At 71.1% G+C, this 20,100-nt stretch carries 19 protein-coding genes; 9 read left to right on the top strand and 10 right to left on the bottom strand.

Features of this window, described 5'->3' with window-relative positions:
* Positions 1-3: 3 nt before the first annotated feature.
* The 5 genes from ACQPYE_RS24475 to ACQPYE_RS24455 all read right to left on the bottom strand — a co-directional run bounded on the left by ACQPYE_RS24475 (position 4) and on the right by ACQPYE_RS24455 (position 5,612).
* Positions 4-486, bottom strand: coding sequence for a nucleoside deaminase (locus ACQPYE_RS24475; RefSeq protein WP_498714721.1), 483 nt, complete (start codon positions 484-486; stop codon positions 4-6).
* Positions 487-653: 167 nt separating this feature from the next.
* On the bottom strand, positions 654-2,879 hold the full coding sequence (locus tag ACQPYE_RS24470; protein ID WP_498714720.1) for a xanthine dehydrogenase family protein molybdopterin-binding subunit: 2,226 nt from the start codon (positions 2,877-2,879) through the stop codon (positions 654-656).
* Positions 2,876-4,231, bottom strand: a complete 1,356-nt coding sequence (locus tag ACQPYE_RS24465; protein WP_498714719.1) for an 8-oxoguanine deaminase — start codon at positions 4,229-4,231, stop codon at positions 2,876-2,878. The genes ACQPYE_RS24470 and ACQPYE_RS24465 overlap by 4 nt, the downstream gene beginning before the upstream one ends.
* Positions 4,228-4,713 (bottom strand): (2Fe-2S)-binding protein, encoded by a 486-nt coding sequence (locus ACQPYE_RS24460; protein WP_498714718.1) that lies wholly within the window; start codon positions 4,711-4,713, stop codon positions 4,228-4,230. The genes ACQPYE_RS24465 and ACQPYE_RS24460 overlap by 4 nt, the downstream gene beginning before the upstream one ends.
* A gap of 2 nt (positions 4,714-4,715) precedes the next feature.
* Complete coding sequence (locus ACQPYE_RS24455; RefSeq protein WP_498714717.1) at positions 4,716-5,612, bottom strand: FAD binding domain-containing protein; 897 nt, start codon at positions 5,610-5,612, stop codon at positions 4,716-4,718.
* 174 nt (positions 5,613-5,786) lie between these two features.
* On the opposite strand from ACQPYE_RS24455, the gene ACQPYE_RS24450 reads away from it, so the two are divergent.
* On the top strand, positions 5,787-7,301 hold the full coding sequence (locus ACQPYE_RS24450; protein WP_498714716.1) for a PucR family transcriptional regulator: 1,515 nt from the start codon (positions 5,787-5,789) through the stop codon (positions 7,299-7,301).
* 125 nt (positions 7,302-7,426) lie between these two features.
* On the opposite strand, the gene ACQPYE_RS24445 is transcribed toward ACQPYE_RS24450, so the two are convergent.
* The gene (locus ACQPYE_RS24445; RefSeq protein WP_498714715.1) at positions 7,427-8,839 is read right to left on the bottom strand and encodes a DUF1996 domain-containing protein; all 1,413 of its coding nucleotides are present in this window, start codon (positions 8,837-8,839) and stop codon (positions 7,427-7,429) included.
* A gap of 284 nt (positions 8,840-9,123) precedes the next feature.
* Between ACQPYE_RS24445 and ACQPYE_RS24440 the strand changes: the two genes are divergently transcribed.
* The 5 genes from ACQPYE_RS24440 to ACQPYE_RS24420 all read left to right on the top strand — a co-directional run bounded on the left by ACQPYE_RS24440 (position 9,124) and on the right by ACQPYE_RS24420 (position 14,110).
* Positions 9,124-10,053, top strand: a complete 930-nt coding sequence (locus tag ACQPYE_RS24440) for an SMP-30/gluconolactonase/LRE family protein (RefSeq protein WP_498714714.1) — start codon at positions 9,124-9,126, stop codon at positions 10,051-10,053.
* 212 nt (positions 10,054-10,265) lie between these two features.
* Positions 10,266-12,686: a sensor histidine kinase gene (locus ACQPYE_RS24435; protein ID WP_498714713.1), complete on the top strand. Its 2,421-nt coding sequence runs from the start codon at positions 10,266-10,268 to the stop codon at positions 12,684-12,686.
* Between the two features lie 44 nt (positions 12,687-12,730).
* Positions 12,731-13,168, top strand: coding sequence for a roadblock/LC7 domain-containing protein (locus tag ACQPYE_RS24430; RefSeq protein WP_230565585.1), 438 nt, complete (start codon positions 12,731-12,733; stop codon positions 13,166-13,168).
* Positions 13,168-13,536, top strand: coding sequence for a DUF742 domain-containing protein (locus ACQPYE_RS24425; RefSeq protein WP_498714712.1), 369 nt, complete (start codon positions 13,168-13,170; stop codon positions 13,534-13,536). Before ACQPYE_RS24430 ends, ACQPYE_RS24425 begins: the two co-directional genes overlap by 1 nt.
* Complete coding sequence (locus tag ACQPYE_RS24420) at positions 13,517-14,110, top strand: GTP-binding protein (RefSeq protein ID WP_498714711.1); 594 nt, start codon at positions 13,517-13,519, stop codon at positions 14,108-14,110. Before ACQPYE_RS24425 ends, ACQPYE_RS24420 begins: the two co-directional genes overlap by 20 nt.
* A 62-nt stretch (positions 14,111-14,172) precedes the next feature.
* On the opposite strand, the gene ACQPYE_RS24415 is transcribed toward ACQPYE_RS24420, so the two are convergent.
* The 3 genes from ACQPYE_RS24415 to ACQPYE_RS24405 form a co-directional block, all read right to left on the bottom strand.
* Complete coding sequence (locus ACQPYE_RS24415) at positions 14,173-15,540, bottom strand: tryptophanase (RefSeq protein WP_498714710.1); 1,368 nt, start codon at positions 15,538-15,540, stop codon at positions 14,173-14,175.
* 9 nt (positions 15,541-15,549) lie between these two features.
* Positions 15,550-16,623, bottom strand: a complete 1,074-nt coding sequence (locus ACQPYE_RS24410; protein WP_498714709.1) for a tryptophan dimethylallyltransferase family protein — start codon at positions 16,621-16,623, stop codon at positions 15,550-15,552.
* Positions 16,624-17,086: 463 nt separating this feature from the next.
* Positions 17,087-17,950, bottom strand: coding sequence for a 3-hydroxybutyryl-CoA dehydrogenase (locus ACQPYE_RS24405; RefSeq protein WP_498714708.1), 864 nt, complete (start codon positions 17,948-17,950; stop codon positions 17,087-17,089).
* Positions 17,951-18,068: 118 nt separating this feature from the next.
* Here ACQPYE_RS24405 and ACQPYE_RS24400 point away from each other — a divergent pair, with 118 nt between their 5' ends.
* Positions 18,069-18,221 carry a hypothetical protein gene (locus ACQPYE_RS24400; protein WP_498714707.1) on the top strand — a complete coding sequence of 51 codons (153 nt, stop codon included), beginning with the start codon at positions 18,069-18,071 and terminating at the stop codon, positions 18,219-18,221.
* 60 nt (positions 18,222-18,281) lie between these two features.
* Here the strand turns inward: ACQPYE_RS24400 and ACQPYE_RS24395 are convergent, their stop codons facing one another.
* A complete protein-coding gene (locus tag ACQPYE_RS24395; protein ID WP_498714706.1) occupies positions 18,282-18,743 on the bottom strand; it encodes a CAP domain-containing protein in 462 nt (153 codons plus the stop codon).
* Positions 18,744-18,840: 97 nt separating this feature from the next.
* On the opposite strand from ACQPYE_RS24395, the gene ACQPYE_RS24390 reads away from it, so the two are divergent.
* Positions 18,841-19,404, top strand: coding sequence for a SigE family RNA polymerase sigma factor (locus ACQPYE_RS24390; RefSeq protein WP_498714705.1), 564 nt, complete (start codon positions 18,841-18,843; stop codon positions 19,402-19,404).
* Positions 19,401-20,063: a hypothetical protein gene (locus tag ACQPYE_RS24385; protein ID WP_498714704.1), complete on the top strand. Its 663-nt coding sequence runs from the start codon at positions 19,401-19,403 to the stop codon at positions 20,061-20,063. The genes ACQPYE_RS24390 and ACQPYE_RS24385 overlap by 4 nt, the downstream gene beginning before the upstream one ends.
* The last annotated feature ends 37 nt before the right edge of the window (positions 20,064-20,100 follow it).

Genomic DNA, 20,100 nt, shown 5'->3' with positions numbered 1-20,100 from the left:
GCACTAGTAGTCGACGCGGTCGGTTCGGGACAGCCAGGCGGTGAACGGGGTGGTGGCCTCGTTCGTGGAGACCTGGTGCACCGGCAGGCTCCAGGTCTCGCGTGGTCGGTTGAACAGCTCGTAGAACTCGCGGTCGTCGAAGCCGGCGGCGGCGGCGTCGTGACGGTCGGCGGCGTAGACGACCCGGTCCAGCCGTGCCCACAGCGCCGCGGACAGGCACAGCGGGCACGGTTCGCAGGACGACACGAGCACGCAGCCGGTGAGCCGGAAGTCGCCGACGACCTGGCACGCCGCCCGGATGGCGACCACCTCGGCGTGCGCGGTCGGGTCGAGCGCCGGGGTGACCTGGTTGGTGCCGGTGGCGATCACCTCGCCGGCCCGGATGACCACCGCGCCGAACGGGCCGCCGCCGGCGGCGACGTTGCGGGTGGCGAGGTCGATCGACGCGCGCAGCCAGGCGTGGTCGGGGGACACGGACGTGGTCATGGGGTGCTCCTCGGGGCGTGCACCTGCGCGTCACGGCGGCCGTGGCGGCTGGGTCGTCAGGTAAGGCGGATAGGCCGGTAGGGCCGGTAGGGCCGGTAGGGCCGGTAGGGCCGGTAGGGCGGGTAGGCCGGCAAGGCGGGTAAGGCCGGTAAGAGCCGGTCAAGGGGTCAGGTGCCGGTGATGTGCTCCGGTCGCACGGGCACCCGGGTCAGGGCGAGGCCGGTGGCGGCGCGGATGGCCGCGACGATGGCCGGGGTGGACGAGATGGTCGGCGGCTCGCCGACGCCCCGCACGCCGTACGGCGCGTTCGGGTCGGCGAGCTCCAGCACGTCGATGCTCATCGGCGGCATGTCGAGCACGGTCGGGATGAGGTAGTCGGTGAACGACGGGTTGCGCACCTTGCCGCCCTCGAGCTGGATCTCCTCCATCACCGCGAGGCCGAGGCCCTGCGCCGAGCCGCCCTGGATCTGGCCGAGCACGGCCTGCGGGTTGAGCGCCTTGCCGACGTCCTGCGCGCAGTCGAGCCCGACCACCTTCACCAGGCCCAGCTCCACGTCCACGTCCACCACCGCGCGGTGCGCGGCGAACCCGTACTGCACGTGGGCGTTGCCCTGCCCGGTCTCGGGGTCGATGGGCTCGGTGACGCGGTGCCGCCACTCCACCGTCCGGTCGACCACGTCGTCGCCCAGCAGCCCGACCAGGTCCACGTCGGCCAGGTCGCGACCGCCGGCGAGCTTGGTCAACTCCTCCCGCACGGCCGCGCACGCGGCCTTCACCGCGCCACCGGTCACGTAGGTCTGGCGGGACGCGGAGGTGGAGCCGCCGTTGCCGATGCTGGTGTCCATCGGCAGGATCGTCACCCGCTGCACGCCCAGCTCGGTGCGCACGATCTGCTGCATGATCGTCACCAGGCCCTGCCCGACCTCGGCCGCCGCCGTGTGCGCCAGCGCGGCCGGTTCGCCGTTGATGACCTGCAACCGGACCCGGGCGGTGGAGTAGTCGTCGTAGCCCTCGGAGAAGCAGATGTTCTTGATGCCCACGGCGTAGCCGACGCCGCGCACCACGCCTTCGCCGTGCGTGGTGTTGGAGACGCCACCGGGCATGTCGCGCAGGTCGACCGCGCTCGCTCGCGGCGGCATCGGCTTGGCCCGCACCAGTTCCAGCAACCGCGCGACGGGCGCGGCCGAGTCGACCACCTGCCCGGTCGGCATGACCGAGCCCTCGCTCATCGCGTTGACGATCCGCACGTCGACCGGGTCCACGCCCAGCGCCTCGGCGAGCTTGTCCATCTGGGACTCGTAGGCGAAAGCGGACTGCACCGCGCCGAACCCGCGCATCGCGCCGCACGGCGGGTTGTTCGTGAAGACGCCCCAGCAGTCGACCGTCACGTTGTCCACGTCGTAGGGGCCGACGCCGAGCGTGGCCGCGTTCGCCACCACGGCGGGGGTGCTGGAGGCGTACGCGCCGCCGTCGAGGTAGATCCGGGCCCGGACGTACACGAGCTTGCCGGTGCGGTCCGCGCCGTGCTCGTAGTACAGCACCGCCGGGTGCCGGTGCACGTGCCCGTAGAACGACTCCTCGCGGTTGTAGACCATCTTGGTCGGCTTGCCGGTGCGCAGCGCCAGCAGGCACGCGTGCACCTGCATCGACAGGTCCTCCCGCCCGCCGAACGCGCCGCCGACACCGGACAGCGTCAGCCGCACCCGCTCCAGCGGCAGGCCGAGGGCCGCCGCGACCTGGCCCTGGTCGACGTGCAGCCACTGGGTGGCGACGTAGAGGTCGACGCCGCCGTCCTCGGCGGGCACGGCCAGGCCGGACTCGGGTCCGAGGAACGCCTGGTCCTGCATCCCGACCTCGTACCGGCCGGTGACCACGACCTCGGCCTGCGCCCGCTGGTCGCCCCGCCGCACGGGCACGTGCCGCACGAGGTTGCCGCCGGGGTGCAGCGGCGTGTCGTCGACCGCCGTCTCCATGTCCACGACGGGGGTGAGCACCTCGTACTGCACCTTGATGCGCTTCATGGCGCGCTGCGCGGTCTCCGGGTGGTCCGCGCCGACGAGCGCGACCGGTTCGCCCTGGTAGCGGACGACGTCCTCGGCGAGCACCGGTTGGTCCTTGTGCTCCAGCCCGTACCGGTTGAGGCCCGGCACGTCCTGGTGCGTGAGCACGGCGTGCACGCCGGGCACCTTCAGCGCCTCGGTCAGGTCGATCGACAGGATCCGCGCGTACGGGTGCGGGCTGCGCAGGGTCGCGCCCCAGATCATGTCCTCGTGCCACAGGTCCGAGGCGTAGGCGAACTCGCCGCGCACCTTGAGGTTCCCGTCGGGCCGCTGCGGGCTGGAGCCGACGCCACCGGACACGGCGGAGGTCAGTTCGGCGGGGGTGAGGCTCATCGCGTCCCCTTCAGTCGCTGGGCGGCGGCGCGGAGCTCGCGCGCGAGATCGGTCTCGGAGGCGGTGCGCAGCTCGCCGTCGTCCACCACGGTCCGGCCGCCCACCAGCAGGAGCTTCAGCTCCGGCAGCGGCCCGAGCACCAGGGCGGCCACCGGGTCGTCGATGCCCGCGTGGTCGAGGCCGTCGAGCCGCCACACGGCCAGGTCGGCGAGCTTGCCCGGTTCGATCGAACCGATCTCCCGGTCGCGCCCGAGGCAGCGCGCGCCGCCCATGGTGCCCAGCCACAGGGCCTGGCGGACGTCCAACGCCTTGGGGCCGCCGCGCTGCCTGGCCTGCAACAGCGCTTGGCGCAGCTCCTCGACCATCCCGCCGGACTCGTTGGACGCCGCGCCGTCCACGCCGAGACCGACCGGGACGCCCGCGTCGAGCAGGTCGCGGATGGGGGCGGCGCCGGTGCCGAGCCGGCCGTTGGAGGTGGGGCAGTGGGCGCTGCCGGTGCCGGTCGCGCCCAGCCGCTTCACCGCGTCGGGCGACAGGTGCACGGTGTGCGCGAGCCACACGTCGTCACCGAGCCAGCCGAGGCGCTCGGCGTACTCGGTGGGCGTGCAGCCGTACTCGGCCTGGCACTGCTCCTCCTCGTCGACGGTCTCGGCGAGGTGGGTGTGCAGCCGGACGCCCTTGGCGCGGGCCAGCGCCGCCGCGCCGGTCATCAGCTCGGCGCTGACCGAGAACGGCGAGCACGGCCCGACGGCGACCCGGACCAGCGCGTCCGGGCTCGGGTCGTGGTGGTCGTTCACGGCCTGCTCGGTGGCGACGAGCGCGGCCTCGGTGTCCTCGACCAGGTTGTCCGGCGGCAGGCCGCCGTGCGACTGGCCGCGGTCCATCGAGCCGCGGACGGCGTGCAGGCGGACACCGACGCGCCGGCCGGCCTCGACCAGGGCGGTGAACTGGTCGCCGCCGTCGCGCGGGTAGACGTAGTGGTGGTCGGCGGCGGTCGTGCACCCGGTGGTCGCGAGCCTGGCCAGCCCGGCGGAGGCCGCCGAGTGCGTGATCCCGGCGTCCAGGCCGCGCCACACCGGGTACAGCGTGGTCAGCCACTCGAACAGGGTGGCGTCCTGGGCGAAGCCCCGGGTCGCCCACTGGTAGAGGTGGTGGTGGGTGTTGACCAGGCCCGGCGTGACCAGGCAGCCGCTGCCGTCGACCCACGTGTGCGGGCCGGTCGGCTTGGGCGCCTGGCCCGCGCCCACCGCGGTGATCCGGCCGCCTTCGATGACGACGTGGCCGAACGCGTGCTCGGTGCCGGCGGCGTCCACCGTGGCCACCGCGACGCCGTCGAGGATGGTCGGCGTCATCGGGTCGGGGCCTCCGGGTCGGCCTTGCGGCTCGCGGCCAGGCGCACGGCGTCCAGGATCTTCTCGTACCCGGTGCAGCGGCACAGGTTCCCGGCCAGGGCCTCGCGGATCTCCGGGTCGCTCGGCCGCGGCACCCGGTCGAGCAGGTCGTGCGCGGCGACCACGAGACCGGGCGTGCAGAACCCGCACTGCACCGCGCCCGCCTCCACGAACGCCTCCTGGACCGGATCGAGCCGGTTGCCGTCGGCGAGGCCCTCCACCGTCCGGACCTCGCGGTCCTGCACCTGACCCGCGGCCACCAAGCAGGCGCACACCGGCGTGTCGTCCAGGTACACCGTGCACGAGCCGCACTCGCCCTGCTCGCACGCGTTCTTCGAGCCGGGCAGCCCCAACCGCTCGCGCAGCAGGAACAGCAGGCTCTCGCCCTCCCACACGTCGTCGGCCTGCCTCGGCTCGCCGTTCACCGTCACGGTCACGCGCATGGTCAGGCCACCTTCTCGGAGTAGTCGCGCCAGGCCCAGTCGAGCGTGCGGCGGGCCAGCACGGAGAGGGCGTGCTTGCGGTACGCGGCCGAGCCGCGCACGTCGTCGATGGGGCTGGCGGCCTCCGCCACGAGATCGCCGAACCGCCGTGTGACCGAGTCGAGCAGGGGTTTCGGCGACTCCCACTGGTTGGTGGAGGTCAGTTCGGCGGACAGGAAGTCCTCGGCCGCCGACGCCTGGCGTGGCGTGGGCGCAGCGCTGCCGACCGCCGCGCCGACCCGCTGCCGGGTCGGGTGCAGGGCGACGGCGAACGAGCACACCGCGATCACCATGGCGTTGCGCGTGCCGACCTTGGCGAACTGCTGCGGCGCACCGGTGACCGGCACGTGGATCGCCGTGATCAGCTCGTCCGGCTCCAGCGCGTTGCGCTTCACGCCCAGGTAGAAGCCGGTGGCCGGGATCAGCCGGGTGCCCCTGGCCGAGGCGGCTTCGACGGTGGCGCCGCCGGCGAGCAGCACGGGGTGCGTGTCGCCTGCGGGCGAGGCGGCCCCGAGGTTGCCGCCGACCGTGCCCCGGTTGCGGATCTGCGGCGAGCCGACCGTCCGGGACGCCATCGCCAGCCCGGGCAGGCGGTCGCCCAGTTCGTCGATGATCCGCGAGTACGGGACACCGGAGCCGATCCGCACCGTGCCGCCGTCGCTGTCACCGCTGCTGCGGCCGTCGACGTCCCAGGAGCGGAGTTCGGCGATCCGGGTCAGGTCGAGCAGGGCGGTCGGACGGCGGTGGTCGAAGTTCAGCTCCACCATCACGTCCGTGCCGCCGGCGATGGGCACGGCGTCCGGGCGCTGCGCCTTGAGGGCCAGCGCCTCGGCGAGGGTGTCGGGGCGGAGGAAATCCATCGGCTACCTCGGTGGGTGGGGTGCGCGGTGTGTGGGCCAGTACACAGACCCGGGGTGGTGATCGGCTACGGCGGTGTGGCCGAATCCCAGGCTCCTACGACGAGTGGATTTGTGCTTTCCTACAAACACGATCGGACGAAGGTAAACCGGCCGGATGACGTGGAGGAGGCGCCCGTGTTGCTGGTTCGGAGCCTGCTCGGGATGCCGGAACTCGGACTTCGCCTCGTCGGCGGCGCCGAGTTCCTGGACCGGCCCGTGACCAGGCTCTACGGCACCGAGCTGCCCGACCCGGCCCGCTACCTGTCCGGCGGCGAGCTGGTGCTCTCCGGGTTGTTGTGGCACCGGACGGCCGCCGATTGCGAGAAGTTCGTCTCGTCCCTGGCGGCGGCGGGGGTCGCCGCGTTGGCGGCCAGCTCGCCCGAAACAGCCGGACCGCCCACCGCAGCCGGACCGCCGAAAGCGGGTGAACTGCCCGAAGCGCTGGTCGAGGCGTGCGCACGGCACGGCGTGCCGCTGCTGGAGGTGCCGGTCGAACTGTCGTTCGCGGCCATCACCGAACGGGTGGTGACGGAGCTGGCCGCCGAACGGGTCGGTGACGCGGGCGCGCTGCTCGGCAGGCACCGGCGGCTGCTGACCGTGGTCGCCGACGGCGGCGGGTTGTCCGAGCTGGTGGCGGCCGGTGCGGCGGAGCTGGACGCGCCCTGCTGGGTGCTGTCGTGCACCGGTCACGTCGTCGCCGGACCGGAGCTGCCGGAGGCGGCGGAGCTCGTGCGGGAGTTCCTGCTGGCCGACCGGCTGCCGAAGGTGGCGCGCGGCCGGACGTTGCTGCCGGTGCCCGCGCGCGGGGGGTCGAGGCTGACGTCGTGGCTCCTCGTGGTCTCCGGCGACCGCACGCGGGACGAGGTGGCCGCCGAGCTGGCCAGCCTGGTCGGGGTGGAGCGGGCGCGGGTCGTGCAGGGGCGGGAGATCGAGAACCGCGCGGCCGGGCCGTTGCTGCGGCAGGTGCTCGCGGGCGGCGACGTCGCCGCGCGGATCGCGGCGGTCGGGTGGGACCCGGAAGCGCCGCTGCGGGTGCTCGCGGCGTCGGTCTCGGACGGGCAGGCGGAGCAGGCCGTCGCGCTGGTGGAGGAGGTGCTGGCGTCGGTCACGTCGGTGTTCCTGGTGGCCGCGGTCGGCGCGGAGGCGTACGCGCTGGCGCCGTCCGGGTCGTGGACCGAGGACGTGCGGTCGGCGTTGCGGACGGTGGAACCGGGGTTGCGCTCGACCAGGGTGCTGGTCGGGATCTCGTCACCGGTCGGGCACTCGGGGCTGCGCGGCGCGGCGGAGGAGGCGTCGCACGCCCGGCGACTGGGTGAGCGGCGGACCGGGCGGACGTGCGTCGTGGCGGGGGAGGAGATCGCGCTGCACCAGCTGCTGCTGGCGGGCGTGCCCGAGGAGCTGCGCCGCTCGCTGCGCCGCCGGCTGCTCGGCCCGGTGCTGGACTACGACGCGGAGCACGGCTCGGACCTCGTGGGCACGCTCCGGGTGTTCCTCGACTGCTCCGGCTCGTGGACCGCCGCCGCCGCACGCCTGCACGTCCACGTGAACACCCTGCGGTACCGGGTGGGCCGGGTCGGGGACCTGCTGGGCGTCGACCTGTCGGAGTTCACCCAGCGGGTGGACCTGTACCTGGCCCTGCAAGCGGGCTGACGCCGACGGCTCGGACGGGCGGATGCGCGTCGCGGAGCGCGCTCCGGAGAGGGCCATCCCCGGCCTGCCGCCGCGCGGGCCGGGGATGACGTCTCCTCACCTCGCGAAGGCCGCCTGGAGCGCCGTCACTCCTTGCACCGGCGGCCGGAGTTCACGCACTGCACCAGTCGGTTCATGATCTCCTCGGACATCACGTTCGCGAAGTCGTTGTGGTCGGAGAACGGGTTGTGCTCCTCCTGCGGGAAGGCGTCGACCGCGTACTGCCCGGCCAGCTGGACATCGCGCGGGATGTCGTAGGTCAGGCTGATCCGCAGCTGCGGCACGGCCTTGAACCCCTTCGGGCACCTGCCGTCCTGGTCGGGCGCGACGACGTGGTCGCGGTGGTTGGCGCTGTCGGTGTTCTTGCCGTCCCAGCAGCTGTTGAAGTCGTGGACGCGCTTGACCTTGCGGCCCTCGGGGCAGATCGGGTACTTGTCGATCAGCACCTTGTCCTCGAACCCGGTGCAGGTCCACGAGTTGCGCGCGTTCTTCGGGCCGTTCGTGGAGACCTTCGCGTCGCCGTAGAGGACCCGGAGGAACTGCGGCATCGCCTCGACCTTGCCGACGGGGCTGCCGCGGAAGGTGATGTCCACGACCTCGGGCCGCTGGATCTCGCCCTCGTTGCCGGGCAGCTCGTTCTCGTCGCTGACGCTCTTGCCGTCACCCTTCTCCGGCGCGTCGGCCTCGGCTTCCCGCGCCGCCTCGGCGACCTTGACGTCGTTGGCGTCGCCGTCCTTCACCGTGCACGGCGCGAGCCTCTTGAGGCCACGGGGGCGTTGGCCGACCCGGTCGATGGCCTGGACGATGCGGTCGATCGCCGCGGTCCGCTTGTCCCGCAGAGGTCGGAGGACCGCGTTGTTGACGAAGTTCGGGTCGTCGACGTTCGCCGCGGCCTTCAGCTTGGCGTTGGCCTCCACGATCTGGTCCTTCATCGCCTGGATGTTGCGGTCCACCTCGGCCTTGGCCTGGCGGGGCACATTGCGCAGCTTGCGCTGCACGTCCGGGCACTCGACCTCGGCGCCGGCCGGCTCGCCCGGCTCCTCGTCCTCGTTCTCGCGGTCGATCCGGACCACCGGCCAGAAGTAGGCCGACTTGTCGCCGTTGCGGCAGGTGGTGTCGGCTTCGAGCAGGCTCTCGTTCGTGGAGTCGGCGTCGGTCGACACGTTGCCCACGTAGTCGTGCAGGTGCTCGGCGCCGTTGCGGACGCCCGGCTGCGCGATGAAGTTGTCCGGGTTGAAGTGGCCGTTCTCGTTGCGGCCGCAGTCCACGGTGAACGTGCCGGTGCTCGCACCCCGTCGCGGCTGGGGCGTCCGCACGTTGCGCTGCTGCTTCGTGATGTCGACGAACAGGGAGATGTCGGCCCCGTCCGCCTGGGCGGTGCCTTGATCGCCGGTGGTGCTGATCGCGACGGCCAGGCCGATCGTGAGCGCCAGCCCGGTCACGCCGGCAGTCAGCTTCGTGCGCCGGGAGAAGCGGTGCCGCCCCTGGTTTCGCGTCATGGATGTGTCACCTCGTCGTAGGTACGCGCATGTGTGCGTTCAACCCCCGACCGCCGGTGGGCGGTGGACAAAGTGGCATACGTACCGAACCCGGTCCGCGACCTGGGCGTTACCGTTTCGTTATCTCAATCGACCCCTAACTCCCGCGACGGGAGAGGTGCTCCGAGGGAGTGCCAATCGCGCACGCGGCTCACAGGCTCCTGTCGATTCACTGTGGAAGCTTCACGCGCGTCGAGCGCTGCGAAACACTCCCGGGACGCCTCAAGAGCGAAGAAGGAGTGGTCATGTCTCGCACACTCGGCGCGCTGGCGGCCGTGGTGCTGGGGGTCTCCCTCGTCACCGCCGCGCCCGCCGCCGCAGCGCAAGCACACCCGTTCCCCGTCGAGTTCGCACTGCCCGACGCGTTCCTGCCGGAGGGCATCGCGATCGGGGCCGCGCCGACCGCCTACTTCGGGTCGCGGGCCGACGGGGACCTGTTCCGCGTCGACCTCCGCACCGGGCACGGCGAGGTGTTCAGCCAGGGGCCCGGCACGGCCTCGGTCGGGTTGAAGGTCGATTCGCGCAAGCGGCTGTTCGTGGCCGGCGGCGCGGGTGGCGACGGGCGGGTCGTCGACGCCCGGACGGGAGTGATCCTCAAGTCCTACCGGTTCGCGCCCGACGCGAATACGTTCATCAACGATGTCGTGATCACCGACGCCGCCGCCTACTTCACCGACTCGCGGAAGGCGATGATCTATCGCGTCCCGTTCGGCCGGCACGGGTCGTTGCCGGACTCGCACACCGCGATTCCGCTGTCCGGCGACTTCGTCCTGACTCCGGGGGTGAACAACGCCAACGGCATCTCGGAGACCCCTGACGGCAAAGCGCTGTTGATCGTCCAGAGCAACACCGGTCAACTGCACCGGGTCGACGCGCGCTCCGGCGTGACGACCGCCGTCGACCTGGGCGGCGAGGTGCTGACCAACGGCGACGGGCTGCTGGTCGAGGGCCGCACGCTGTACGTCGTGCAGAACCGGCTCAACGTGATCTCGGTGTTTTCCCTGGCCAGGGACGGGTCGCGCGGCACGCTCGTGACCAAGATCACCGACGCGCGGTTCGACGTGCCGACCACGGTCGCGTCGTTCGCCGGCCGCCTCTACCTGCCCAACGCCCGTTTCACCACCCCTCCCACCCCCACGACGACGTACAACGTCGTTTCGGTGCCGAAGCCGTGAAAGTGAGGGGGCCGATGCGAAGAAGTTCACATCGGCCCCCTGTTCGCGGGATCACTCGACTGGGTAGCCTGATCGTCGCGTCGCGCAAGTGATCGCTGTCTCTTCGTAATGATGATCTTTGAGTGTTACCGTTCCGTCGCCGATCGGGTGAAGAAGAGTCAGCGGTCCTAGTGCTGCGCCTGACCTGGCAACGGACGAGGCTGCGGAGCGCTGTGAAGCAGAAGAGCACCACGGAGACGAACTACAAGACGATCCGTTCACGACTCACGGGTGTCGTCGTCGTCCCCAGCATCGTCCTGCTCATCATGTGGGCGCTGTTCTCGTCGTACACCCTGTTCGACGGCTTCTACCTCCGCGCCGTCGCCTCCGGCGTGAAGGACGCGTCGATCCCGGCGGTCCAGACGTTCGCCGCGCTGCAGAAGGAGCGCGAGCTCAGCATGACCGCGCTGAGCCAGCCCGCCCTCGGCACCAGCGACCTCGAGGTGCAGCAGGCCGAGACCGACCGCGCGGTCGACGAGATGCGGGCGGCGTTCGAGGAGCTGGCGTCCCAGGCGCCGCAGGAGATCGTCGACAAGATCAACGCGCTCAACGTGCTGCTGGACCAGCTGCCGCAGCGCCGCTCCGCCCTGGAGGCCGAACGGGCCTCGAAGTCCGAGATCTACACCTACTACAACAGCCTCCTCGACGCCGGTGACGCGCTGTTCAGCGTGCAGGCGCGGGTGGTGCCGGACCACGAGGCCGTGAAGGGCGCCATCACCGCCACCGAGTACTTCAAGGCCGCCGACTGGATGTCCCGGGCGACCTCGCTCGCCTCCAGCGCCCTGGCCGCCGGGCAGTTCACGCCCGAGGAGCACATCGAGTTCGCCAACCTCGTCGGCGCCTACCACTCCTCCTACGACTCGATCGCGCCCTACGCCCGGCCGGAGGTGCGCGAGCACTACCAGTTCATGATCGAGGGCGACCAGTGGAAGCGGCTGGTCGAGTTCGAGGGCAGGCTGATCCAGAACGGCCCGAAGCCGAGCAACGCCGGGTCGCTGCAGGACTGGCAGAACGTCAGCGGCCCCATCTCCGACGAGCTGACCGCGCTGGTCAGCGAGCAGGCGTCGAGCGCGGTGGGCGTCACCATGGGTCGCGGCGAGAGCAAGTTCCGCACCGTGCTGATCGGCAGCCTGGTCGCGCTGCTCGCCGTGATCATCGGCATCCTGATCGCGATCCGCACGTCGAACCGCCTGGTCAACAAGGCCCTGATCACGCGGCTCACGGCGCTGAAGAAGGACTCGCTGACCCTGGCGCACGAACGGCTGCCCGACATCGTCGACCGGCTCCGCGAGGGCAAGCACGTCGACGTCGAGGTCGAGGTGCCGCCGCTGGACTACGGCAGCGACGAGATCGGCCAGGTGGCGGACGCGTTCAACGCCGCCCAGTACACCGCCGTCGCCGCGGCCGTCAAGGAGAGCCAGGCGCGCGAAGGTGTGAACCGGGTCTTCCTCGACATCGCGCACCGCAACCAGGGCCTGGTGCACCGCCAGCTGAAGATCCTGGACAAGCTGGAGCGCGAGGAGGAGAACCCCGAGCAGCTCGACGCGCTGTTCCAGCTCGACCACCTCGCCACCCGCGCCCGCCGCAACGCGGAGAACCTGATCATCCTCGCGGGCGAGCAGCCCGGCAGGCAGTGGCGCAAGCCCGTGCGCCTGCTCGACGTGCTGCGCGCCGCCGTCGCCGAGACCGAGCAGTACGTGCGGGTCAAGGTGAACCCCGTGCCGGACACCGCGCTGGTCGGCGCGGCCGTCGCCGACACCATCCACCTGATCGCCGAGCTCGTGGACAACGCCACGGCGTTCTCCTCGCCGCGCTCCCAGGTGCAGGTGCACGCCAGCGAGGTGCCGCAGGGCATCGTGGTGGAGATCGAGGACCACGGCCTCGGCATCAACCCCGAGGACCGCGAGCAGCACAACGCGATGCTGGCCGACCCGCCGGAGTTCGACGCGATGCGCCTGCGCGGCGAGTCCCGCCTCGGCCTGTTCGTGGTCGCCCGGTTGGCCGCCCGCCGAGGCGTCCACGTCGAGCTGCGCGACTCGCCCTACGGCGGCACGCTGGCGCTCGTGCTGATCCCGTCCGCGATCGTCGCGGGCCCCACCACGGCGACGGAGCCCGCCGAGACCCGGCAGCTGCCCCGTCGCTCCTTCCACGACATCCCGGAGCAGGGCGACGACTCAGTGCGAGACGCCAGGTTTCCCGACAGTTCCCGAGACCTGGAGGGGTTCTGGGCCCAGGCCGAGGCCGCTGTCACCCAGGATCCCCTCCCAGAGGTCGAACGACTGAGCGGCGGGCTGGACCTGTCGCAGCGCAGCGGCGAGCTGGAACTGCCGCAGCGGAAGCGGGCCACGTCCGAGTGGCCCGCGGACGAGCCGGAGTCGGCCGCCGCCGTCGCCGACCGACCCGAACTGCCACGCAGGCGCCGTCAGCAGAACCTGGCGCCGCAGCTGGTGCGCAACGATTTCCACCCTTCGCCCGAACCGCTCCCCGAGGTCGACCCCGAGAAGTCCGCCGAAAGAGTCCGCAAGGGCCTGTCGGCGTTCCAACGCGGCACGCGCGACGCCCGTCGGACACCCGCCGACGACCTCGAACCCTGATCAGCAGCAGTGGCCGGACGACTGGAAACCGGAAAGGCAACCCGATGAACGACATGACCAGCCAGCACAACGAACTGAACTGGTTGTTGGAGGACTTGGTCAACCGGGTGGTCGGAGCTCGGCACGCGGTGGTCCTCTCGGCCGACGGTCTGCTGCTGGGTCGCTCGCCCGGGCTGTCGAAGGACGACTCAGACCACCTGTCCGCGATGGCGTCGGCGTTCCAGAGCCTGGCCCGCGGCACGGGACGGCACTTCGGCGGCGGCGCGGTGCGGCAGACCATCGTCGAGATGGAGCACGCCTACCTCTTCGTCACGGCCGCCGGCCACGGCGCCTGCCTGGCCGTCCTCGGTGAGGAGGACTCCGACATGGGCATGATCGCCTACGAGATGAACATGCTCGTCAAGCGCGTCGGCACGTACCTGTCGTCGGCGCCGCGCGGCACCGCCGCGGCGAGCCTGCCCGCCGCCCGAAGGTCCTCCTGATGGCGGGCCAGGACTGGTGGTACGACGAGGCCGCGGGCCCGCTGGTCCGCCCGTACGCGATGGTGCGCGGTCGGACCCGTCCGCTGCGGCCGGAGCTGCACCTGGTGACGCAGGTGCGCGCGATGCCGTCGCCGTCGGACCCGGACGCGCTGTCGGTCGAGCACATGGAGATCATGGAGCTGTGCCGGCGTCCGCTGTCCGTGGCGGAGGTCGCCGCGTACCTCGATGTGCCGCTCGTCGTCGTCAAGGTGTTGTTGAGCGACCTCATCCAACGCGGTGACGTCGTGATCCGTGACCCCTCCCGAGTCCCGCAGGTGCCGGACCGGAACCTGCTCCAGGCGGTGTTGGATGGCGTCCGTGGAATCTGAGCGGCCGGGTGGGGAACTGCTCGTACCCACCCCGGTGAAGATCGTCATCGCCGGTGGCTTCGGCACCGGGAAGACGACGATGGTCAACTCGGTCAGCGAGATACCCCCGCTGCACACCGAGGAGCTGCTCACCGAGGCCGGTGTCGGGGTCGACGACGTGCTGGGCCTGGAGTCCAAGGAGACGACCACGGTCGCCCTCGACTTCGGCCGCATCACCATCAACCCCGAGGTGGTGCTGTACCTGTTCGGCACCCCCGGCCAGAACCGGTTCTGGTTCATGTGGGACGAGCTGGCCTACGGCGCGATCGGCGCGGTGATCCTGGTCGACACGCGGCGGCTGGACAGCAGCTTCCCCTCGATCGACTTCTTCGAGCGGCGCGGCATCCCGTTCATCATCGCGGTGAACTGCTTCGAGGGCGCGCACAGCTACGAGGTCGACGAGGTGCGCCGGGCGCTGGACGTGGACGCCGCCATCCCGCTCGTGCTGTGCGACGCGCGGGACCGCGAGTCGGCCAAGACCGTGCTGGTGAGCCTGATCCAGCACACCATGGACCGGCTCGACGCCATGGCCTGACGGGTCGACGACCGCCGCCGCGGCCGGAGGTGGGTGACCGGGGGAACCGGTCACCCGTCCGCCTACACCACCGGTTCGAGCCTGCAGTTGAAGTGCCGCAACAGCTTCGGCGCGTGCGTCAACCGGTACCCGGGCACGCGCTCGGGGTCCTTCGCGATCTCCGCCAGCGTCTCGCCGACGTACTCCAGGTGGCTCTGCGTGTAGACCCGGCGCGGGATGGCCAGGCGGACCAGCTCGTACGGCGCGGGTTCGAGCAGCTCACCCGCGTCGTCCAGGCCGCCGAGGTACAGCGACCCGAGTTCGGCGCACCGGATGCCGCCGGCCAGGTACAGCTCGGTGGCCAGGGCGAACCCCGGGAACCGGCTCGGCGGCAGGTGCCGCAGCAGGCGCCCGGCGTTGAGGTAGACCGCGTGCACGCCGGTCGGCCGCACGCTGTACACCCCCGCCGCCTGCGCCAACTCCGCCACGTACGCGGTGGCGTCCGCCCTGGCCCGCAGGTACTCCGGGTCGGTCACCTCCAGCAGGCCTTGCGCCAGCATCTCCAGGTCACGGCCGGAGAGACCGCCGTAGGTGCGGAAACCCTCGGTCGCGATCAGCAGCAGCTCGCACTTGGCGGCCAGCTCGGGGTCGCGGAGGGCGAGCAACCCTCCCATGTGGACGATCGCGTCCTTCTTCAGGCTCGCCACGCACCCGTCGGCCAGCCGGAACGCCTCCTCCGCGACCTGCCGCGGTGTGTGGTGCTCGTAGCCGGGCTCCCGCTGCGTGACCAGCCACGCGTTCTCCGCGAAGCGCGCCGCGTCGAGGAAGAACGGCACGCCGTGGCGGCGGGCGATCGAGGCCGCCGCCTTGATGTTGGCCATCGACACCGGCTGCCCACCACCACCGTTGTTGGTGATGGTGAGCAGTACGAGGGCGACGTCCCGCGGTCCGGACAGGATGGCTTCCAGCGCGTCGAGGTCGATGTCGCCCTTGAACGGCGCGTCGTCGTCGAGGTTCTTGGCGGCCTGGCACGGCAGGTCGACGGCCTGCCCGCCGAGGATCTCGACGTTCGCCCGCGTGGTGTCGAAGTGCGTGTTGCTGACGCTGACCTGGCCCGGCCGGAGCAGCGCGGTGAACAGGATCCGCTCGGCCGCGCGCCCCTGGTGCACGGGGAACGCGTGCGGGTAGCCGGTCAGGTCCTTCACCACGTCGTGGAACCGGTAGTAGGAGCGCGCACCCGCGTAGGTCTCGTCACCGCGCAGCCCCGCCGCCTGCTGCTCGGCGGACAGGGCGCCGGTGCCCGAGTCGCTGAGCAGGTCGATCGTCACATCGGTGGCGGCGAGGTTGAACGGGTTGTACCCGGCGGCGGCCAGCGCCCGCTCGCGGTGCGCGCGGGTGGTGATCGGGATGGGCTCCACGACCTTGATGCGGTACGGCTCCATCGTGGGCATGGGTGACTCCTAGCCTGCCAGGCTGACCGAGCGCGGCGAAGCCACGTCGTAGGCCTCGGACGAGAGGTAGACGGTGATTCCGGGACGCGGCCTGCCCATGCGCAACGACACGTGGGCGATCAGCCCGACGCCCTCGTCCAGCGGACGTCGCGCGATGGTGCGCAGCGCGCTGTCGAACTGCGTGGGGTCCAGGTCGTACTTGGCCATCACCGCGAGCACCCGGCGGCGGGCCTCTTCGTCGTCGGTCACGTAGTCCCGGATCGGCACGTACAGGGAATAGCCGCTCGGCGCGCCCGCGTCGCCGTCCAGGAACGTGTAGCTGGAAATGAGCGGGCGCTTGTCGAACGTGCCGGTGCTGCCACCGGTGAGCAAGCAGAAATCGGGCACCCTGTCCACATCGACACCCCGCGCGGCGTTCGCGGCACGCGTGACGTCCGTTACATCGGCGGCGTGGTGGGAGATGTAGACCTTCACCCGCGCCCGCCGTTGTTCGACCAGGTCGAGGGCGAAGAAGGAATACTTGTCGAGTCCGGGCCGGGTGACCGCGTGGTTGCGCAACACCGGGAAACCGGCGGCGAAACCGGTCCGCTCCAGGCCCTCTCGCACCAGTTCCTCGGCCGCGGCCTCACCGCGCACTTCCGGGTTGAAGTAGACCTTCACCACGGGCGCCTCGGCACGCCGGAAAACCAGCGAGTACCAGAACGCGAAATCCTGTTCCGGGTGCTCCGGCAGGAACAGGCCCTTGACCGCGTCGAAACGACCGGTGTCCACGTCGCCGCGGCGCTTCATCCGGTCCAGCGCGGCGAGCGCCGCCGCCGTGTTGGCCGCACGAGAAGGCCTGGTCGCGGTGGGTTCGACGATCGTTCGGAGGGTCGGGGACTCACCTGCCGCGAACGCCGTCGAGAACTCGACCGGGGTGTGGTCGTCGGCGACGTCGGAAGGCCAGGACGGGTTGGTGGAAACCGGTCGGAGGCCGCCGGGTCCGAGTGCGTCCGCGAGTAGTCCTACGGATTTGACGGTATTATCCGTGATACCCAGCGAATGCAACAGGGCGCTGAGCTGTCGACCCGTGAAATCGCGCACGGATACATTTTGAGGGTCCAAGGCGGGGTTCTCCTCGTGGGGGGCGAGTCGAAAGTTACGCTAGGCGAAGCAATGTTGTCCACCAGCCGGCCGTAGCGTGACGTAGGGCACTCTAAAGGCAGGTCACAGGTCCTGTCGATCACTAACCCCGAGGCCGGCGCCGGTAATCAAGACTACTCCGAACGGCCTATTGACGAGCTCTTCGTCAGCCTTTCGCAGTAATCGCGCGACCGCGCTCGATGACGGATCGTGGCATTTTGCCCCCGCCTCGCCCCGAGGTACCGTCGATCGTTTGCCGGCTAATGCTCTCCACCATTCGAGACGCTGGTGTTAATTGTTCGCGCAGTTGTTCGCGTGACTGCGGCACCGGCGCTGTGGTAGAGCGTCGGCGGACGTGCGGGCAGGGCCGCCGATCACCGGGATCGACGGCCCCGCGACCACCCGGTCCGGGCGGTGGGCCGGCTCAGGACGCGTAGTTGTGGAACCCGCGCCCGCTCTTCTTGCCCAGCAGTCCCGCGTCCACCATGCGCAGCAGCAGCGGCGGCGGCGAGTACAGCGGCTCCTTGAACTCCTCGTACATCGACTCGGCGATCGCCTTGGTGGTGTCCAGGCCGATCAGGTCGGTCAGGCGCAGCGGACCCATCGGGTGCGCGCAGCCGAGCACCATGCCGTTGTCGATGTCGTCGGCGCTGGCGAACCCGGACTCCAGCATCCGGATCGACGACAGCAGGTAGGGGATCAGCAGGGCGTTGACGACGAACCCGGCCCGGTCCTGCGAGCGGATGACCTCCTTGTGCAGCACCCCGGTCACGAACTCCTCGGCCCTGGCCCTGGTCTGGTCGCCGGTCAGCAGCGACGGCACCAGCTCCACCAGCTTCAGCACCGGCACCGGGTTGAAGAAGTGCACGCCGATGACCTGCTCGGGACGGCTGGTGGCCATGCCCAGCTTCATGATCGGGATCGAGGAGGTGTTGGACGCGAAGATCGCGTCCGGGTCCACGACGACCTTGTCCAGCGTCGCGAACACCTCGGTCTTGACCTGCTCGTTCTCCGCGACGGCTTCCACGACCAGGTTGCGGTCGGCGAAGTCGGCGAGGTCGGTGGTGAACCGGAGGCGCTCCAGTGCGGCGTCCCGGTCCTCGGCGGACAGCTTGCCGCTGCGCACCCCTCGGCCGAGCGAAGAGGCGATCCGCCCCCGCGCGGCCTCCGTGGCGTCCGGGTCGACCTCGGCCACCAGCACGTCCAGGCCCGCTCGCGCGCAGACCTCGGCGATGCCGGAGCCCATCAGGCCCGAGCCCACCACTCCAACACGTTGAATGTCACTCACACCCCGATCCTGCCAGGGGCGACGGTCCGGGGCACATCACCGCCGGGGTTTTCCCCAGCCGGCCGGGTGGCGTTCCTCATGGGCGGCTGCCGCGCGGCCGGCCGGCGTCGGCGGGGTGATGATCAAAACTGTGCTCGACGCCGTCGTCCCGGCGGTGACCAGCACGTTCCCCGCGCTGGACGGGTCGGTCGGCGTGGGCATCGAGGCCGCGCCGGGGGAGATCTCCTTCGCCGGGCTGCGCGGACTGGTGGCGGAGGTCCGGGACCGCTGACCGAGGTGGTCGGCGTCGGGTGCCCGGTGAGGGCGGTGTGGTCGAGTCAGCCGTGACCCGTCAGCCCGTGACGCCGAAGTCCTGCGTCCAGTAGGTCCTGTTGTTGCCGTCCACGGCGAGGGCGAGGCCCAGGTCCCGCAGTTCGCAGTTCAGGATGTTCGCCCGGTGGCCCTCGCTGTTCATCCAGGACCGCACGACCTCGTCGGCCGTGCCCTGACCGGCGGCGATGTTCTCCGCCATCATGCGGAAGGGGTACCCCGCATCGGTGACGCGCTGCCCGGCTGTGCTGCCGTCCGAGCCGGTGTGGCTGAAGTTCCCGGTGCGCGCCATGTCGTCGGAGTGCCGCCTGGCCGCCGCGTCGAGCTGGGCGTTCGCGGTGAGGGCCGGGCAGCCGACCGCGGCGCGTTCCCCGTTCGTCAGACTCAAAACCCGGTCTTCGAAGGTCTGCGTGGCGAGCGCCGGAGTGGCCGTGAACACCAGCGCCGCGACTGCCGCTCCGGCGGCCATCACCCTGCTTTTCATGATCGTTCCTCTTCTCGTGGTCGGGACCCTTGCTGTCAAGGGGTTCCCACTTGTGAGAGGACCTGTATTCCACGATAGGTGGAACCGTGGTGACGACGTGTCAACCGACTCCGAGGGCCGGGTCGTCTTGGGGGTGGAGGTGCTGATGCGCAGTGATCCGGGATCGCCGGAGGGGTTCGCCGAGTTCGTCGCCGAGCGGTCCGACTCGTTGGTCCGCGCGGCCTGGTTGCTCACCGGCGACGCGCACAAGGCCGAGGACCTGGTGCAGGTGGCGCTCGTCCGGCTGTGGGAGCGCTGGTCGAAGGTGGACGAGCCGGGCGCCTACGCCCGACGCGTGCTCTACACGACGTACATGACCTGGTGGCGACGGCGGTGGCGCGCGGAGACGCCGTCCGCCGCGGTGCCGGACACCGTGACGCGGGACGACGTGGCGGGCGACGCGGTCGTGCGCCTGGCGGTGCGCGGCCGGCTCGCGCGGTTGAGCAGCCGGCAGCGGGCGGTGGTGGTGCTGCGGTTCTTCGAGGACTGCAGCGTGGAGGAGGCGGCCCGCGTGCTGGGCTGCTCCACCGGGTCGGTCAAGACGCACACGTCACGGGCGCTCGCCGCGCTCAGGGAGGACACCGTGCTCAAGGCGCTGATGGACGAGGGGGTAGTGCTGTGAAGGGCTTGCGCGCGCTGTTGACCGACGCCGTGCCGGAGTTGCCGGAGGTCGACCGGCTGGCGGAGGTGGGCCGGCGGGTGCGGCGCCGCCGCCGGGTCCGCGGGGCGGTGGCGTCCGGAGCCGTCGTCGCGGTGACCGCCGGCGCGCTGGTCGGCGCCCAGTGGTTCGGCTCGGTGCGGGAGGAGCACCCGGTGGCCACCCCGCCGCTGCCGGTGGTCTCGACGCCAGTCCTGGAGTGCCCCGCCGAAGCCGTCGGCCGGCCCGGGTCGGTGGGGCCGGCCGGCCCGGTGGCGGACGAGTCCGCGGTGAACGCCCTGCTCTGCGCGTACACCGGACCGACGCACCTCGACTTCCGCGCCGAGATCGGCCACGACGTCGCGGCCGTGGTGCGCGCGATGAACGAGCTGTCCCCGGAGTACCCGGTCGAGGAGGGGGGAGGTGTGCTGAGGGCCTGCTCGTTGCTGATCCGGCCGCAGTACCGGATCGTCCTGGGGTATCCCGACGGGAAGCAGCACGTGGTCGGGTTCGACATGAGCTGCGGGAGGCTGTACCGCGACGACCTGGTCCGCTACGGCGACTTGACGCGACCGCTGGCCGAGTTCGCCGCGATCGTCCGGGCTGATGGTCGCGAGTTCCCGTACCCGCATGGCGAGTGGTGACCGGTTGACCACTGGTGACCGGGTGGCGGTGCGAGCC

Origin of the sequence: Actinosynnema sp. CA-299493, from assembly GCF_050946825.1 — a bacterium.
In the GTDB taxonomy this organism is placed as follows: Bacteria; Actinomycetota; Actinomycetes; order Mycobacteriales; family Pseudonocardiaceae; genus Actinosynnema.
The sequence above is the reverse complement of the archived record's forward strand: the minus strand, read 5'-3'. Positions and strand labels throughout refer to the sequence as shown.

What these genes read in the sequence shown, in the direction of transcription:
- ACQPYE_RS24475 (WP_498714721.1), bottom strand. Translation starts at nt 486, where the DNA reads ATGACCACGTCCGTGTCCCCCGACCACGCCTGGCTGCGCGCGTCGATC.
- ACQPYE_RS24470 (WP_498714720.1), bottom strand. Translation starts at nt 2,879, where the DNA reads ATGAGCCTCACCCCCGCCGAACTGACCTCCGCCGTGTCCGGTGGCGTC.
- ACQPYE_RS24465 (WP_498714719.1), bottom strand. Translation starts at nt 4,231, where the DNA reads ATGACGCCGACCATCCTCGACGGCGTCGCGGTGGCCACGGTGGACGCC.
- ACQPYE_RS24460 (WP_498714718.1), bottom strand. Translation starts at nt 4,713, where the DNA reads ATGCGCGTGACCGTGACGGTGAACGGCGAGCCGAGGCAGGCCGACGAC.
- ACQPYE_RS24455 (WP_498714717.1), bottom strand. Translation starts at nt 5,612, where the DNA reads ATGGATTTCCTCCGCCCCGACACCCTCGCCGAGGCGCTGGCCCTCAAG.
- ACQPYE_RS24445 (WP_498714715.1), bottom strand. Translation starts at nt 8,839, where the DNA reads ATGACGCGAAACCAGGGGCGGCACCGCTTCTCCCGGCGCACGAAGCTG.
- ACQPYE_RS24440 (WP_498714714.1), top strand. Translation starts at nt 9,124, where the DNA reads ATGTCTCGCACACTCGGCGCGCTGGCGGCCGTGGTGCTGGGGGTCTCC.
- ACQPYE_RS24430 (WP_230565585.1), top strand. Translation starts at nt 12,731, where the DNA reads ATGAACGACATGACCAGCCAGCACAACGAACTGAACTGGTTGTTGGAG.
- ACQPYE_RS24425 (WP_498714712.1), top strand. Translation starts at nt 13,168, where the DNA reads ATGGCGGGCCAGGACTGGTGGTACGACGAGGCCGCGGGCCCGCTGGTC.
- ACQPYE_RS24420 (WP_498714711.1), top strand. Translation starts at nt 13,517, where the DNA reads ATGGCGTCCGTGGAATCTGAGCGGCCGGGTGGGGAACTGCTCGTACCC.
- ACQPYE_RS24415 (WP_498714710.1), bottom strand. Translation starts at nt 15,540, where the DNA reads ATGCCCACGATGGAGCCGTACCGCATCAAGGTCGTGGAGCCCATCCCG.
- ACQPYE_RS24400 (WP_498714707.1), top strand. Translation starts at nt 18,069, where the DNA reads ATGATCAAAACTGTGCTCGACGCCGTCGTCCCGGCGGTGACCAGCACG.
- ACQPYE_RS24395 (WP_498714706.1), bottom strand. Translation starts at nt 18,743, where the DNA reads ATGAAAAGCAGGGTGATGGCCGCCGGAGCGGCAGTCGCGGCGCTGGTG.